This window comes from Pseudomonas paeninsulae (genome assembly GCF_035621475.1).
Lineage (GTDB): Bacteria > Pseudomonadota > Gammaproteobacteria > Pseudomonadales > Pseudomonadaceae > Aquipseudomonas > Aquipseudomonas paeninsulae.
The window spans coordinates 2944935-2960650 of record NZ_CP141799.1; the positions used below are offsets into that span (position 1 = coordinate 2944935).

11 protein-coding genes are annotated in these 15716 nt (G+C 61.9%); 7 read left to right on the forward strand and 4 right to left on the reverse strand.

The features are described from left to right. Positions 1 to 152 precede the first annotated feature (152 nt). Together VCJ09_RS13570 and VCJ09_RS13575 are read right to left on the reverse strand one after the other, a co-directional pair. The gene (locus VCJ09_RS13570) at positions 153 to 809 is read right to left on the reverse strand and encodes a CoA transferase subunit B (protein ID WP_324730711.1); all 657 of its coding nucleotides are present in this window, start codon (positions 807 to 809) and stop codon (positions 153 to 155) included. Positions 810 to 835: 26 nt separating this feature from the next. Next, a complete protein-coding gene (locus VCJ09_RS13575; RefSeq protein WP_079202224.1) occupies positions 836 to 1534 on the reverse strand; it encodes a CoA transferase subunit A in 699 nt (232 codons plus the stop codon). 125 nt (positions 1535 to 1659) lie between these two features. On the opposite strand from VCJ09_RS13575, the gene VCJ09_RS13580 reads away from it, so the two are divergent. From VCJ09_RS13580 to VCJ09_RS13600, 5 genes are all read left to right on the forward strand, one after another. Then, complete coding sequence (locus tag VCJ09_RS13580) at positions 1660 to 2589, forward strand: LysR family transcriptional regulator (protein WP_324730712.1); 930 nt, start codon at positions 1660 to 1662, stop codon at positions 2587 to 2589. Positions 2590 to 2991: 402 nt separating this feature from the next. Further along, positions 2992 to 4947, forward strand: a complete 1956-nt coding sequence (locus VCJ09_RS13585) for an acetoacetate--CoA ligase (RefSeq protein ID WP_324730713.1) — start codon at positions 2992 to 2994, stop codon at positions 4945 to 4947. A gap of 204 nt (positions 4948 to 5151) precedes the next feature. Continuing rightward, a complete protein-coding gene (locus VCJ09_RS13590; protein ID WP_324730714.1) occupies positions 5152 to 5973 on the forward strand; it encodes a GNAT family N-acetyltransferase in 822 nt (273 codons plus the stop codon). A 109-nt stretch (positions 5974 to 6082) separates the two neighbouring features. After that, a complete protein-coding gene (locus tag VCJ09_RS13595) occupies positions 6083 to 6400 on the forward strand; it encodes a cupin domain-containing protein (RefSeq protein ID WP_324730715.1) in 318 nt (105 codons plus the stop codon). 491 nt (positions 6401 to 6891) lie between these two features. Then, the gene (locus tag VCJ09_RS13600) at positions 6892 to 7062 is read left to right on the forward strand and encodes a hypothetical protein (protein WP_324730716.1); all 171 of its coding nucleotides are present in this window, start codon (positions 6892 to 6894) and stop codon (positions 7060 to 7062) included. Here the strand turns inward: VCJ09_RS13600 and VCJ09_RS13605 are convergent. Next, positions 7059 to 8261 (reverse strand): PilT/PilU family type 4a pilus ATPase, encoded by a 1203-nt coding sequence (locus VCJ09_RS13605; protein WP_324730717.1) that lies wholly within the window; start codon positions 8259 to 8261, stop codon positions 7059 to 7061. The genes VCJ09_RS13600 and VCJ09_RS13605 overlap by 4 nt on opposite strands. A gap of 148 nt (positions 8262 to 8409) precedes the next feature. Between VCJ09_RS13605 and VCJ09_RS13610 the strand changes: the two genes are divergently transcribed. Beyond that, entirely contained in the window at positions 8410 to 8688 is a 279-nt protein-coding gene (locus tag VCJ09_RS13610) for a peptidylprolyl isomerase (protein WP_079202230.1), read from the forward strand. 231 nt (positions 8689 to 8919) lie between these two features. Continuing rightward, positions 8920 to 10509: an ABC-F family ATPase gene (locus tag VCJ09_RS13615; RefSeq protein ID WP_324734662.1), complete on the forward strand. Its 1590-nt coding sequence runs from the start codon at positions 8920 to 8922 to the stop codon at positions 10507 to 10509. A 306-nt stretch (positions 10510 to 10815) separates the two neighbouring features. Here the strand turns inward: VCJ09_RS13615 and VCJ09_RS13620 are convergent, their stop codons facing one another. After that, positions 10816 to 15678 carry an NAD-glutamate dehydrogenase gene (locus tag VCJ09_RS13620; RefSeq protein ID WP_324730718.1) on the reverse strand — a complete coding sequence of 1621 codons (4863 nt, stop codon included), beginning with the start codon at positions 15676 to 15678 and terminating at the stop codon, positions 10816 to 10818. Positions 15679 to 15716 lie beyond the last annotated feature (38 nt).

Below are 15716 nucleotides of genomic sequence, written 5' to 3' on the forward strand. Positions count from 1 at the left end.
AGACTCCTGCGAGTGGCGTCGATGCCGCTCGGGGCATCGACAATCGATGGGTAACGCTGCGCTCGCGGAACGCCGCCCGACCCATCCTACAAATGAAAAACCGCTGCGCGGGGCGCCATGCGTGGTGGCACGCCTGCGCAGCGGGGAGGTGCTCAGAAGGTCATTTCGATGACATCGTCCGGCACGATCAGCGGGCCTGCGGTCTTGCTGACGATCTCCTCGATGCTCACGCCCGGTGCGCGCTCACGCAGGATAAAGCTGCCGTTGTCGATCTCCAGGTAGGCCAGGTCGGTGAGCACCTTGCGGATGCAGCCGCAGCCGGTGAGCGGCAAGCTGCAATGCTTGAGCAGCTTGGACTCGCCATCCTTGGAGGCGTGGGTCATGGTCACGATGATGTTGTCGGCACCGGCGACCAGGTCCATGGCGCCGCCCATGCCCTTGATCAACTTGCCGGGGATCATCCAGGAGGCGATGTTGCCGTTGGCATCCACCTCGAAGGCGCCCAGTACGGTGAGATCGACGTGGCCACCGCGGATCATCGCGAAGGACTCGGCCGAGGAGAAGATCGACGCACCTTTACGCGCGGTCACCGTCTGCTTGCCGGCGTTGATCATGTCGGCGTCCAGCTCATCCTCGGTCGGGAACGCGCCCATGCCGAGCAGGCCGTTTTCCGATTGCAGCATCACGTCAATGCCTTCCGGCACATAGTTGGCCACCAGGGTCGGGATGCCGATGCCCAGGTTCACGTAGTAACCATCTTTCAATTCGCGCGCCACACGCTGAGCCATCTGTTCGCGGGTAAGTGCCATGGAGAAATCCTCTTGTTGTAGTCTGATCAGGCGCGCAGGGTGCGCTTCTCGATGCGCTTCTCGAAACTGCCCTGGATGATGCGATCGACGTAGATGCCCGGGGTGTGGATGTGTGCCGGATCGAGTTCGCCGGGTTCGACGATTTCCTCCACCTCGACCACGGTAATGCGCCCGGCGGTGGCCACCAGCGGGTTGAAGTTCTGCGCGGTGTGGCGATAGATCACGTTGCCGAAGTGGTCGGCCTTCCAGCCTTTGACGATGGCGAAGTCGCCGGTGATGGCCGGTTCGAGGATGTAATGGCGGCCATTGAATTCGCGTGCTTCCTTGCCTTCGGCGACCGGGGTGCCGTAGCCGGTAGCGGTGAAGAAGGCCGGAATGCCGGCGCCACCAGCGCGTAGTTTCTCCGCCAGGGTGCCTTGTGGAGTCAGCTCGACCTCCAGTTCGCCGTTGAGCAACTGCCGCTCGAACAGGGCGTTCTCACCCACGTAGGAGGCAATCATCTTGCGGATCTGCCGGTCTTCCAGCAGCACGCCGAGGCCGAAACCATCGACCCCGCAGTTGTTCGAGACCACGGTCAGGCCGCGCACGCCGAGGCGGCGGATCTCGGCGATCAGGTTCTCCGGAATTCCGCACAGGCCAAAGCCGCCGGCCAGAACGGTCATGTTGTCGGTCAGCCCGGCCAAGGCCTCTGCATAACTGCCTACCCGCTTGTCGAGTCCACTCATATCGCTGCGCCTCTTGTAATTGTCGGTTCGGCAGCCGTGCCGCCAGAAAGCAAGTGAGAGCTTCACCGCTACGGACTAATTTGTTAAGTTTGTTTTTCTAAGCCATTAATCAGAAAAACAAACCAATGACCGTCAAGCAATTGCGTGCCTTCCTCGCCGTGGCGCAGAGCCTGAGCTTCGTCCAGGCTTGCGCGCGCCTGCATCTGTCCCAGCCGGCGCTGAGCCTGGCGATCAAGAACCTGGAGCAATCCCTCGGTGGCCCGTTGCTGGTGCGTACCACCCGCAGTGTCAGCCTGACCCCGGAAGGCGAACTGCTGCTGCCGATCGCCCGACGCCTGCTGGCCGACTGGGACAACACCGAGGAGTTGCTACGCCAGCACTTCACCCTGCAGCTGGGCAAGGTTGCCATCGCCGCCATGCCCTCCTTCGCCGGCAACCTGCTGCCGGTTGCCCTCAAGGCGTTTCGTACGCGGCATCCGAAGGTCAATGTGGCGGTGCATGACGTCATCAACGAACAGGTGCTGGAGATGCTGCGCAACCACCGGGTCGAGCTAGGCATTGCCTTCGAACCGGAATCCCTCGATGGCCTGGACTTTATCCCCTTCTATACCGACCGTTTTGTCGCGGTGGTACCCGCTGACTGTGCGCTGGCCGAGTTGCCCGAACTGAGCTGGGCGCAGCTGCTGCAAGAGAGCTTTATCACCTTGCAGCGCCCGTCTGCGGTGCGCCTGCTACTGGAGGAAAGCATCGCGGCCCAACATGGCAAACTGCGGGTGGCCTTTGAGAGCCACCAGCTGGTGACCGTCGGCCGCATGGTCGCCCAGGGCCTCGGCGTGAGCGCGGTGCCGAGCCTGTGCATCCAGCAGATGCAAGAGCTCGGCGCCCGTTGCATCGCCCTATCCGAGCCGCGGGTGGAACGCCGCGTCGGCCTGTTGCGCCTGGCCGGGCACGAGTTGTCGAGCGCGGCCCAAGCCCTCAGCGATGTGCTGCTACACGTCACGGACTGGAACAGCCTGAATCTTCCACGGGTCGAAACGCCGCCGAACGGCAGCTGACGGTGCCCGCCAGGCAACGCCGCCGACTGCGTGCCATTATGTAAAGCATACGTCGGGGTAGCGATGAACCGGCCGCTCCAGAACCTATGGCCGTCACGTGGTTGACCCCTGATGCCGCCCGTATCCGGCATCGGGCCGACGAGCCAGCATCGGCGTTGCAGTCCACGGCACCAGCCAACTGTGGCGGTCAGCCTGATGGCGGGCTGCGGTGGCCTGCAGCTGCCCCAGGTTGTTGCGGGGCAAACGAGCCGTTACCCGCAGGCTTTGTCCATGCCACTGGGCCGGAGGTCGGATCCCTTGTAGTAAAGGTCGTTGCAGTCCAAGGCGACCGCCGCTCGGCAGACTATGGTGCCATCGCCATGCACGATGGCCTGGCACAACAAGAGCCTCGGAGGAACAGACATGCAAAAGCCCTTATGGACCCCCTCCAAGGACCGTATCGCCGCCACCCGGCTGGACGCCTTCCGCCGTTTCGTCAACCAGCGCCATGGCCTGCAACTGCCCGACTACCCGGCCCTGCATGCCTGGAGCGTGGCTGCCCGCGAGACGTTCTGGCAGGCCATCGTCGACATCTTCGAGATCCGCTTCACCGAGCAACCCCACGCCGTGCTGGAAGAAGGCCTGGTCATGCCCAGCGCCCGCTGGTTCCCCGGCGCCCAGCTGAACTTCGCCGAGCACCTGCTGCGCCGCCGCGATGACCACCCGGCGCTGGTGGCTGTCGGCGAGGACGGTTCGCGCGAGCAACTGAGCTACGCCGAGCTGGCCGCCCATGTCGCCGGCCTGCAGCAAAGCCTCAAGGCCGCCGGGGTAGGCATAGGCGACCGGGTCGTGGCCTTGATGCCCAACACCTGGCAGACGCTGGTCGGCATGCTCGCCGCCAGCAGCCTCGGCGCCACCTGGTCATCCTGCTCGCCGGACTTTGGCACCCAAGGGGTAATCGACCGCTTCGGTCAGATCGAGCCCAAGGTGCTGATCGCCGCCGCCGGCTACCGCTATGCCGGCAAGAACCTCGACCTGACCGGCAAACTCAACGAGATACTCGAACGCCTGCCGTCGCTGCAGCAGCTGATCGTGGTGCCCTACTCCCGGCCACAAGCCAAGGTCGACGACTTCACCACGGAAGCCAAGGTCGCGCTCTGGCAGGATTTCTACCAGGCCGGCGGCGAACCTCAGTTTACTGCCGTGCCCTTCGATCACCCGCTGTATATCCTCTATTCCAGTGGCACTACCGGCGTGCCCAAGTGCATCGTCCACGGCACCGGCGGCGTGTTGTTGCAGCACGCCAAGGAACTCGGCCTGCACAGCGACCTGCACGCCAGCGACACGCTGTTCTACTACACCACCTGCGGCTGGATGATGTGGAATTGGCTGGTTTCCGGCCTGGCTCTGGGCGCCACCTTGGTGCTATTCGACGGCTCGCCGTTTCACCCCGACGCGGAACGCCTGATCGACCTGATCGACGCGGAAAACATCAGCATCTTCGGCACCAGCGCCAAGTACCTCGCCGCCCTAGAGAAGGCTGGCGCCAAGCCGGGCAGCTCGCACAAACTGGCACGCTTGAAAGCCATCCTCTCGACCGGCTCGCCGCTGTCCCACGAGAGCTTCGAGTACGTCTACCGCGAGATCAAAAGCGAGCTGTGCCTGTCATCGATTTCCGGCGGCACCGACATCGTCTCCTGCTTCGCCCTGGGTAATCCGCTGCTGCCGGTTTGGCGCGGCGAGTTGCAGTGCAAGGGCCTGGGCATGGATGTCCAGGTGTGGAACGAGGCAGGCCAGCGGGTTATTGGCCAGAAAGGCGAACTGGTCTGCGCCCAACACTTCCCCTCGATGCCGGTGGGTTTCTGGAACGATCCGGCTGACGAGAAGTTCCGCGCCGCCTACTTCGACACCTTCCCCGGCGTCTGGGCCCACGGCGACTACGCCGAGGAGACCAGCCACGGCGGCCTGGTGATTCACGGTCGCTCCGACGCCGTACTCAATCCGGGCGGCGTGCGTATCGGCACCGGGGAAATTTACCGCCAGGTGGAGAAAATCGAGGAGGTGCTGGAGTCCATCGCCATCGGCCAGGACTGGGACGATGACGTGCGCGTGGTGCTGTTCGTCCGTCTGCGCGACGGCGTGACATTGACCGATGAACTGCAGGCACGCATTCGCCAGGCGATCTGCAGCAACACCACGCCGCGCCACGTACCGGCCAAGATCATCGCCGTGGCCGACATTCCACGCACCCTCAGCGGCAAGATCGTCGAGCTGGCGGTGCGCAACGTGGTGCACGGCAAGCCGGTGAAGAACACCGACGCCCTGGCCAACCCCCAGGCGCTGAAGTTGTATCGGAATCTGCCGGAGCTGCAGCACTGATCACCAAGACCAGACCATCCCAGCCAGCTGGTGGCGCCGGATAAACGACTGTCCAACTGCTGCTGACGGATGGACAGGGCAGAAAAGATCTAATAGCGTCGAACGGCGACGGTTTGCGCGCGTTGGCTGCCACACCGTCGCGCCCAGCCCTGCCTTAGGCAATGGACAAAGACCGTGCACAAGCCCGACTACAAGATCAGAACCATGACCCGTGCAGAAGTCGATATCGCCATCGACTGGGCCGCGGCCGAAGGCTGGAATCCTGGGCTGCATGATGCGCAGTGCTTCTATGCGGCCGACCCCAATGGCTTTCTGATCGGGCTGCTGGGCGATGAGCCGATTGCGCTCATTTCGGTGGTGAAGTACGGCAGCGGCTTTGGCTTTCTCGGCTGCTACATCGTCAAGCCGGAGTACCGTGGCCAGGGCTATGGCATGCAGATTTGGAAGGCCGGGCTGACCTCTCTGCTGGGGCGCACCGTTGGCCTGGACGGCGTGGTGGCGCAGCAAGACAACTACATGAAATCGGGGTTCACGCTGGCCTGCACCAATATTCGTTATCAGGGTATCGCTGGCGGAAATTTCCCGGCCAATCCCGACATAGTGCCGTTGTCCACGCGGCCCTTTGCCGAATTAGACGCCTACGACCAGGCATTGTTTGCCGAGAACCGCACGGCCTTTCTGCGCTGCTGGATCGAGCAGCCGGCAAGCATCGCGCTGGGCATCCTGCAGGCGGGCAAGCTGGCCGGCTACGCGATGCTGCGCAAGTGCCGTAGCGGCTACAAGATCGGCCCATTGTTTGCCAACAGTGGCGAGCTCGCCGAACAGCTCTTTCTCGCCCTCAAAGCCAGCGCACCAGCGGGCGCGGAGCTTTTCCTGGATACGCCGGAGCTGAACCCTGCGGCAGTCGCGTTGGCGCAGCGCTACGGCATGCAGGTCTCGTTCGAGACCGCACGCATGTACCTGGGCACCCCACCGAATTTGCCGGTCGAGCGCGTATTCGGCGTGACCAGCTTCGAGCTCGGCTAATAGCACAGGCCGTGTTCACGCCCCGTTGCCAAAGCCCTGCCGCTATTGCATAACAGCAACTAGATAAGAGGGTCATAGGCCCAGGACATCACACACAAGGAGCAACATCATGGCCGGCCAGTACCCCGATAAAATAAAATCCCTGCCGTTGTATGACGGCCGTTTCGACGCCTACAAGCTGGCGGCCATGGGCAGTGACGTGCTGTTCGCCTCCTACCCGGCGGGCACCTCGATCCCAGCCCATAGCCATGACACCGATAATTACGGGGTGATCACCCGGGGCGCGCTGCAGCTGACCATCGACGGGCAGACCACCACCTACAGGATCGGCGACTGGTATCAGGTGCCGGCCGGCATGCTGCACGCCGCCGAGTTTGCCGAGGAAACCGACGAAATCGAATTCTGGTTCAAAGCCGAAGAACGTTAGACAAGCAATCCCACACCTTGGAATGAAACAAGCTGATAGCCGAACTGCTGAGCGAGGACTACCCCATCGCAGACGCTTCTATCAGGGCATCTTCGGTATCAGCTTGTGCGTTGAGCGCCTAGTGGCCTGATCGGTTAATCCGTTTATCCATGGACTCAAGCCTGTCCACAACCTGGCAGGCCGCCGCGCCGCGCTCGAAAATGTTCCGGATATTTTTTTTGGCTATGTACCCGTTAACTGTTGCGTGGGTAACCCTTCACGTAGGGTGGGTTAGCCGAAGGCGTAACCCGCCATCCGGCCGTCAGGTCGGCAATGGTGTTGCGAGGTGAAGGTGCTGCCTGCGGCAGCAATGGTGGGTTACGCCGCTGCGCGGCTAACCCACCCTACGAGAGATGCAACAACTAATGGGTACATAGTCTTTTTTTCCTACCTTCCTCATCCATGCTGCCCACGGACAAGGGCCTGCACGTTCAGGTGGGTGTGGAGTCCAGGTGGGTCTGCTGCAGCGGGCCGCGCTCGCCCTGGCCAAACAGATGTACGCCGTTTGGTACCGCGGCGCTGCAGTGGCATACGACCCGCGAGAGTTGTTCGTCAGCGGCCCCGATGGTGATCTGTTGCGCATTCATGAAGGCATAGGCGAACGACCGGCAACTATTAGCTAAATCCCTGAGCGGCCGGGATCTTCGGGCAACTCCGGCCCATCAATATCCTCCAAGGTCAACTCCAGCCCCCAGTCAGCAGCAGGTTTGGCGGTCGGTGCCGGCGTGGCAATCGGTGCTGCCGGTGCCGCAGGCGCGGGGGTGTCGCGGTAGAGCTTGAGCTTCAAACGCACATTGTTCGCCGAGTCGGCATTCTTCACCGCTTCTTCTTCGTCGATAACGTTTTCATTGACCAGATCGATCAGCGCCTGGTCGAAGGTCTGCATGCCCAGGTTCTTCGATTTTTCCATGATTTCCTTGATCTCGGAAAACTCGTTGCGCTTGATCAGGTCGCGGATGGTCGGCGTACCAAGCAGCACCTCCACCGCGGCGCGGCGCTTGCCATCGATGGTCTTGACCAGGCGCTGGGAAACGAAAGCCTTGAGGTTGTTGCCCAGGTCGTTGAGCAACTGCGGACGGCGATCCTCCGGGAAGAAGTTGATGATGCGGTCCAGCGCCTGGTTGGCGTTGTTGGCGTGCAGCGTGGAGATCGCCAGGTGGCCGGTGTCGGCGAAGGCCAGGGCGTGCTCCATGGTCTCGCGGTCGCGGATCTCGCCGATCAGGATCACATCCGGCGCCTGGCGCAGGGTGTTCTTCAGCGCCGCGTGGAAGCTGCGGGTGTCGACGCCGACTTCCCGCTGGTTGATGATCGATTTCTTGTGCCGATGGACATACTCCACCGGGTCTTCGATGGTGATGATGTGTCCGCCGCTATTGCGGTTGCGGTAGTCGATCAGCGCCGCCAGGGAGGTGGACTTGCCCGAACCGGTGCCGCCGACGAACAGCACCAGGCCGCGTTTCTCCATGACGGTGCCGAGCAACACTTCGGGCAGCTTCAAGTCTTCGAATTTGGGGATATCCAGCTTGATATTGCGCGCAACGATGGACACCTCGTTGCGCTGCTTGAAGATATTGATACGAAAGCGCCCCACGCCAGACAGGGAAATCGCCAGGTTCATCTCCAGTTCGCGCTCAAACTCTTCACGCTGGGCGACATCCATCACCGCTTCGGCGATGGCGGCCACCTCGCCGGCCTTCAAGGGTTCCTGACTGAGCGCCTTGAGCACGCCATTGAACTTGGCGCATGGCGGCGCGCCGGTAGACAGATAGAGGTCAGAACCGTCCTGGCTGGCCAGGACTTTCAACATTGCGTGGATATCCATGAGCAGCGTTTCCGTCGATTGGATTTAATACGTTAGGCCAGAATTCAGCCGTGCCCCCGGAGAATCGGCAAACCTGAACAGTGACGTCATTCTGATGGCGCAGCAAACACTGGCACAATACGCGCCCGGTAGAAATGAGGAACTCGTCATGGCAAAAGCAATGGCCCGCCATATTCTGGTGAAAACCGAAGCAGAAGCCGCGGCACTGAAGAAGCGCATCGCCGCCGGCGAGGCCTTCGATCTGCTCGCACGGCAGTACTCCACCTGCCCGTCCGGCAAGCGCGGCGGCGATCTCGGCGAAGTGCGCCCCGGACAGATGGTCCGAGCGATCGATCAGGTCATCTTCAAGAAACCCCTGCGTGAGGTGCATGGCCCGGTGAAGAGCCAGTTCGGCTATCACTTGGTACAGGTGTTCTACCGCGACTGAGAGCAGAGCGCTTGTGAAAAAACTCTCGCCTACTGCGGCAGCCTCCAAACGTCCGCTGCGGCGTGCTGCGGACGCCTTGAGGCAGCCTCGCGACGGCGCTCGATATTTTCACAACCGCAGATCACCCGGCAAAACCCTCCCATCTGTCCTCCCCGCTGCCTTGCCGGGCCATAAAGCTGTACAATCTTGCCCCTTTCGCGCTCCCGCGCTCGCTTCCTGGACAACGATTACGTGATCTCCACCGCCAATATCACCATGCAATTCGGGGCCAAACCCCTGTTCGAGAACGTTTCCGTCAAGTTTGGCGGCGGCAACCGTTACGGCCTGATTGGGGCGAACGGCAGCGGCAAGTCGACCTTCATGAAAATTCTCGGCAACGACCTGGAACCGAGCGGCGGTCAGGTGATGCTGGAGCCGAACGTGCGCCTGGGTAAGCTGCGCCAGGATCAGTTCGCCTACGAAGACTTCAGCGTGCTCGATACCGTGATCATGGGCCACGAGGAGTTGTGGAAGGTCAAAGCCGAGCGTGACCGCATCTACTCGCTGCCGGAAATGAGCGAAGACGACGGCATGGCCGTGGCCGAACTGGAAACCGAGTTCGCCGAGATGGACGGCTACACCGCCGAATCCCGCGCGGGCGAATTGCTGATGGGCCTGGGCATTCCGCTGGCTCAGCATTTCGGCCCGATGAGCGAAGTCGCTCCAGGCTGGAAACTGCGAGTACTGCTGGCCCAGGCGTTGTTCTCCGATCCGGAAGTGTTGCTGCTCGACGAGCCGACCAACCACCTGGACATCAACACCATCCGCTGGCTGGAAAACATCCTGACCCAGCGCAACAGCACCATGATCATCATTTCCCACGATCGCCACTTCCTCAACAGTGTGTGCACCCACATGGCGGACCTGGATTACTGCGAACTGCGCCTGTTCCCGGGTAACTACGACGAGTACATGACCGCCGCGACCCAGTCGCGCGAACAACTGCTGTCGGACAACGCCAAGAAAAAAGCCCAGATCAACGAGTTGCAGTCCTTCGTCAGCCGCTTCTCGGCCAACGCCTCGAAAGCCAAGCAGGCCACCTCGCGCGCCAAGCAGATCGACAAGATCCAGCTGGCCGAGGTCAAGCCGTCCAGCCGGATCAGCCCGTTCATTCGCTTCGAGCAGAACAAGAAGCTGCATCGCCAGGCCGTGATCGTCGATAGCATGGCCAAGGGCTTCGACGGCAAGCCGCTGTTCAAGAACTTCAGTTTCACCGTCGAAGCCGGCGAACGCGTAGCCATCATCGGCCCCAACGGCATCGGCAAGACTACCCTGCTGCGCACCCTGGTCGGCGAGCTGTACCCAGATGCCGGTACCGTCAAATGGACCGAAAGCGCCGAACTGGGCTACTACGCCCAGGATCACGCCTCCGACTTCGAAGACGAGAGCAACCTGTTCGACTGGATGGGCCGCTGGACCCAGGGCGGCGAGCAACTGGTGCGTGGCACCCTCGGCCGCATGCTGTTCTCCAACGACGAGATCCTCAAGTCGGTGAAGGTGATTTCCGGTGGCGAACAGGGCCGCATGCTGTTCGGCAAGCTGATCCTGCAAAAGCCTAACGTGCTGGTGATGGACGAACCGACCAACCACCTCGACATGGAATCCATCGAGGCACTCAACCTGGCGCTGGAAAACTATCCGGGCACGCTGGTCTTCGTCAGCCACGACCGCGAGTTCGTCGGCTCCCTGGCCACGCGCATCATCGAGCTCTCTGCCAGCGGCGTAATCGACTTCAGCGGCACCTACGACGACTACCTGCGCAGCCAGGGCCTGATCCCCTGACCTAGGCAGACTGAGCCCTGGCAAGATGGGCTGTAGGGTGGGCCAGCAGCGACCTGCTGCGGCCCACCACTACTTATCGCGCCTCCTCCCCCCCACGCCTGCATACGCGGAGCTGACAGGCCGCTGAACAATGTAGCGCCAGGCCAGCCTTTTTGCCTGGGATTCCTGCGCAGCCGCCGTCACCCGCACACCCGTGCCGCCCCCTCCGACCGCCAAGCCCTCCAGCTCACAGCCCGCGAACCGAACGGCGCACCCACAGTAAAAAGCCCCGCACTAGGCGGGGCTCGGGTTCAGCTCAGGCGCGACTCAGGGCGCGCACACCCCACGCTGGGCGCTTTGTGCCAGGTCCATCAGCTCGCGATTGGCGACCGCATACATGGCGTAATCGGAGCCTGTCGCCGCACGCAACTCGGCGAGCATGGTTTTCCAGCGCTCGACCAGGCGGCGATGCTGCTCCAGCCAGACCACCAGCCGCTCTTCGACCTCTGTCGGTGCCTCGACCATCTGCAGCACCGACACGGTGATCGCCCGCTGCTGCCAGTCCAGATCGTCACGGAAGGCTTCCCGCGCCAGTGCCTGCCAATTGCTTTCCACCGTCAGCCCGGTGATCTGCTGCAGATACCAGGACAGATCCAGCGACCCGCCAACAGCGAAGTAGGTTGCGGCAACCCGCTGCGGATCCTGGGCGGTGAGATCCGACGCCTCGATGATCGGCAGCAGGGTGTACAGATGGCTGGTACCGGCCACCATACGCGCCAGCACTTCAGGCACACCGGCCTCGACATAGGCCTGGAAACGTGCGAGCCACTGCTCACGCGCCGGGCCTTCGAGCAACTCGTCGAGGCTCAGCGCCAGCGCCTCGATGCGGGGCGCGAAATGCGCCACGTCGTGCGCCGCATCCAGCTCATTGCGGCGGCTACGCAGGAACCAACGGGTGGCCCGACGCCCCAGACGCATCAGCTCATCCATCATTTGCAACTGCAGTTCGGCCGGCACCTGGTAGTCCAGCGCCTCGATCTGCTTCCACCAATACGGCAGGCGGAACACATCGCGCACGATGACATAGGCCCCGGCGACGTTGGCCGAACTCATGCCGGTGGACTCCTTCAAGCGTTGCACGAAGGTGATGCCCATGTGGTTGACCAGATCGTTGGCGATCTGCGTGCTGACAATTTCGCGTTTGAGGCGATGACGACGCATCTGCTCACCGAACTTCTGCGCTAGGAGCGGCGGGAAGGCGGTTTCCATCTCGCGCGCCAGGTACTCATCGTTCGGCACCTGGGATTTGAGCAGCGACTCTTTCAGATCGATCTTGCTGTAGGAGATCAGCACCGACAACTCCGGGCGAGTCAGGCCCTGGCCTTTGGCGGCACGCTCATTAAGTTCGTCGTCGGACGGCAGGAACTCCAGGGCACGATCCAGCTTGCCTGCAGCCTCCAGCCCAGCCATCACACGCTTGTACTCGCCCAGCCGTTCACGCGCACGACGCTCGGCCAACGACAGGGCCTGGGTCTGCTTGTAGTTGTTGGCCAAGACCAGGCCGCCCACCGCATCGGTCATCTCGACCAGCAGCTTGTTGCGCTGCTTGCCGGTCATGTCGCCAGCCGCAACGATCTCGTTGAGCAGGATCTTGATATTTACCTCATGGTCGGAACAATCCACCCCGGCGGCGTTATCGATGAAGTCGGTATAGCTCGCCCCGCCATTGAGGCCGTACTCGACGCGACCCAACTGGGTCATGCCGAGGTTGCCGCCCTCACCCACGACCAGCGCCCGCAGCTCGCGACCGTCGACGCGCAACGAATCGTTGGCCTTATCGCCAACATCGGCATGGCTTTCCTTGCTCGACTTGACGTAGGTACCGATACCGCCGTTCCAGATCAGGTCCACCGGCGCCTTGAGCAGCGCATTGAGCAGTTCGTTCGGCGCCAGCTTGTCGGCGCTGATGTCGAAGCGCTCTTGCATTTGCGCGCTGATGGGAATGCTCTTGGCGCTACGCAGGAAGATCCCGCCACCCGCGGAAATCAGCGACGTGTCGTAATCGGCCCAGCTGGAGCGCGGCAGGTCGAACAGACGCTTGCGCTCGACGAAGCTCATGGCCGCATCCGGGTTGGGGTCGATAACGATATGCAGGTGGTTGAAGGCCGCGACCAGCTGCAGCTTGTCCGACAGCAGCAGGCCGTTGCCGAACACGTCACCGGCCATGTCACCGATCCCGATCACCGTGGTGTTGTCCTGCTGCACGTTGATACCGCGCTCACGGAAGTGACGCTGCACCGAAACCCAGGCGCCCTTGGCGGTAATGCCCATGCCCTTGTGGTCATACCCGGCCGAACCACCGGAAGCGAAGGCATCGCCCAGCCAGAAGCCATAATCGCCCGCGATACCGTTGGCGATATCGGAGAATGTTGCGGTGCCCTTGTCGGCCGCGACCACCAGATAGGGATCATCCTGATCGTGGCGAACCACGTTGGCCGGCGGCACCACCGCGCCTTCCTTGAGGTTGTCGGTGATGTCGAGCAGGCCGCTGATAAAGATCCGGTAGCAGGCGATGCCCTCGGCCATGATCTCGTCACGCGAGCCGCCCACCGGCATACGCCGCGGCAGGAAGCCGCCCTTGGCGCCCATCGGCACGATGACGGCGTTCTTCACCTGCTGCGCCTTGACCAGGCCAAGCACTTCGGTACGGAAGTCTTCATCACGATCCGACCAGCGCAGGCCACCGCGGGCGACGTCACCGAAACGCAGGTGCACGCCTTCGACTCGCGGCGAATAGACGAATATCTCGAATTTTGGCGTCGGCTTGGGAATGTCCGGAATCGCCCGCGGGTTGAGCTTGAAGCTGAAGTAGGACTTGCTCTGCCCTGCGGCATCGGGCTGGTAGAAGTTGGTGCGCAGGGTGGCCTTGATCAGGTCCAGGTAGCGCCTCAGGATGCGGTCTTCGTTGAGCACCGCTACGTTATCCAGCGCAGCAAGAATGGCCTGCTCCAGCTTATGCTGCTTGCTCTCCAGGTCTGCGGCGCCGAGCTTGCGGGCCAGATAGAAGCGAGTCTTGAACAGACGCACCAATTCCTTGGCGATGTTGGCATGGTTGACCAGGGTACTGGCGATATAGTTGAGGCCGAAGCCCAGGCGAATCTGCTTCAAGTAACGCGCATAGGCGCGCAGCAGCGCCACGTCACGCCACGGCATGGCCGCAGTCAGCACCAGGCGGTTGAAGGCATCGTTCTCAGCGTCGCCACCGACGATGTGGACGAAGGCGTCCTGCAGCGTGTCGTTGAGCTGCTGGATATCGACGTCCAGGCCTTCGGCGTAGGTGAAGGCGAAATCGTGAATCCAGAACTCGCGGCCATTCTGCTGGTGCAGGCGATAAGGGAACTCACCGAGCACGCGCAGGCCAAGATTCTCCAGAATCGGCAGCACGTCCGACAGCGGCAACGGCGTGTCGGCATGGTATAGCTTGCAATGCAGCTGTTGACCGGCATCGGCCAACGGCTGATAGAAGCTCATCACCAGCGGCCGCTCGCTACTCAAGTTGAGCAGGTGCTGCATATCGACCACCGCCGAATGCGGGGCAAACCGCTCACGGTAACCGGCCGGGAAACCACTGGGGAAATCCGCCAGCACATTGGTGCCCTGAGCCTCGCCGAAGCTTTCCACCATCAGGCTAGCGTAATCGTCCTTCCACGAACGACAGGCCTGAATGACTTCCTTCTCCAGGCGCACCGGATCGATCTGCACCTTGTTCTTCGGGTCGGCACGCAGGATGAACTGCACGCGCGCCAGCACCGACTCGGAGAAGAAGGTCCAGAATTCGCAATCGGTGGCTTGCAGGCGCTCCATCAGCACCTGCTGGATCTTCATCCGGATCTCGGTGGAGTAGACGTCACGCGGCACATAGACCAGGCAGTAGCAGAAACGACCATAGGGGTCGCGGCGCAGGAACACGCGGATCTTGTTGCGCTCCTGAATCTGCACGATGGCCATGGCGGTATCGCACAGGTCATCGACCGGGGTCTGGAACAGGTCGTCACGCGGCAGCACTTCCAATACCTGGGCCAGTTCCTTGCCCAGGTGCGCCTTGCTGTCAAAACCGGCACGCTCCTCGATCACCGCCACCTTGCGGCGGATATAGGGGATGTTCCACACGCTCTCGGCATACACCGCCGAGGTGTACAGACCCATGAAGCGGCATTCCTTGATTACCCGCCCCTTGCTGTCCAGCTCACGTACCGACACCAGATCAGGATAGGCCGGACGGTGCACGCGACTCGGCACCGCCGCCTTGGCGAAGGACAACAGCAGCGGCTCACGCAGGTAGCTGAGCGCTTCCGGCTCGATGCTCAGGTCCTCGCTCTTGAGACCGCCGCGCAAGCGCTTGGACATACCCAGCAGGGACTGCTCGTCGTAGACGATGGTGCCGCCACCCGGCGCATCGACCACGGTGAATTCTTCATAGCCAAGGAAGGTGAAGTGGTCATCCAGCAACCAGCTCAGGAAAACCTTGATTTCCTCGACTTCGGCGCCCTCGACATTGAGTTTTGCCCTGCCCAGCCAGGCCAGCAGCTCCTGGGCTTTGGCCTTCATCGGTTTAAAATCAACCACGCTCAGGCGCACTTCCTCGAAGACTTCGCGCAGGGCTTTTTCCAGGATCTTCAGCTCGCCACTGCTGGCGCAGCGGTCGATTTCCAGGAACATCAGCGCTTCCTGCAGCACCCCCTCACCCTGGGTGCCCTTGGGCAGGATTTCCAGCAGCTCGCCCTGTTTATTGCGGCGTACGCTGAACACGGTGTTCTGCAGGGTGTGGATGCTGTAGCCACGGCGATTCAGCTCCATGCGTGCCGAGTCGACCAGGAAGGGAATATCGCTGCGCAGGATTTCCACGCCGGAATGCGTCGACTGCCAGCCGTGCTTCTCGTAATCGGGGTTGAAGGCGCGAATTTCAGTTTTGCCGTGATCGAAGCGCTGCAACATACGCCAGGATGACAGGGTGCAACCGACCAGGTCGGAAAGCCGGCGCTGGGTAAGTTCGTCTAGCGCGATGATGCCGAAGAATTGCTCGGCGAACAGCGCGACTTGTGGCAATGCTTGTTCACTGACGTGCTGCGCCAGGGCCGCTTGCAGTTGATGCTGAAAGTCGGCTTTGCTGGCCGCCGTAAAGAACGCCATGGTTAAGCTCCAATTGGCTTGAGATTCGATTAGCAGGC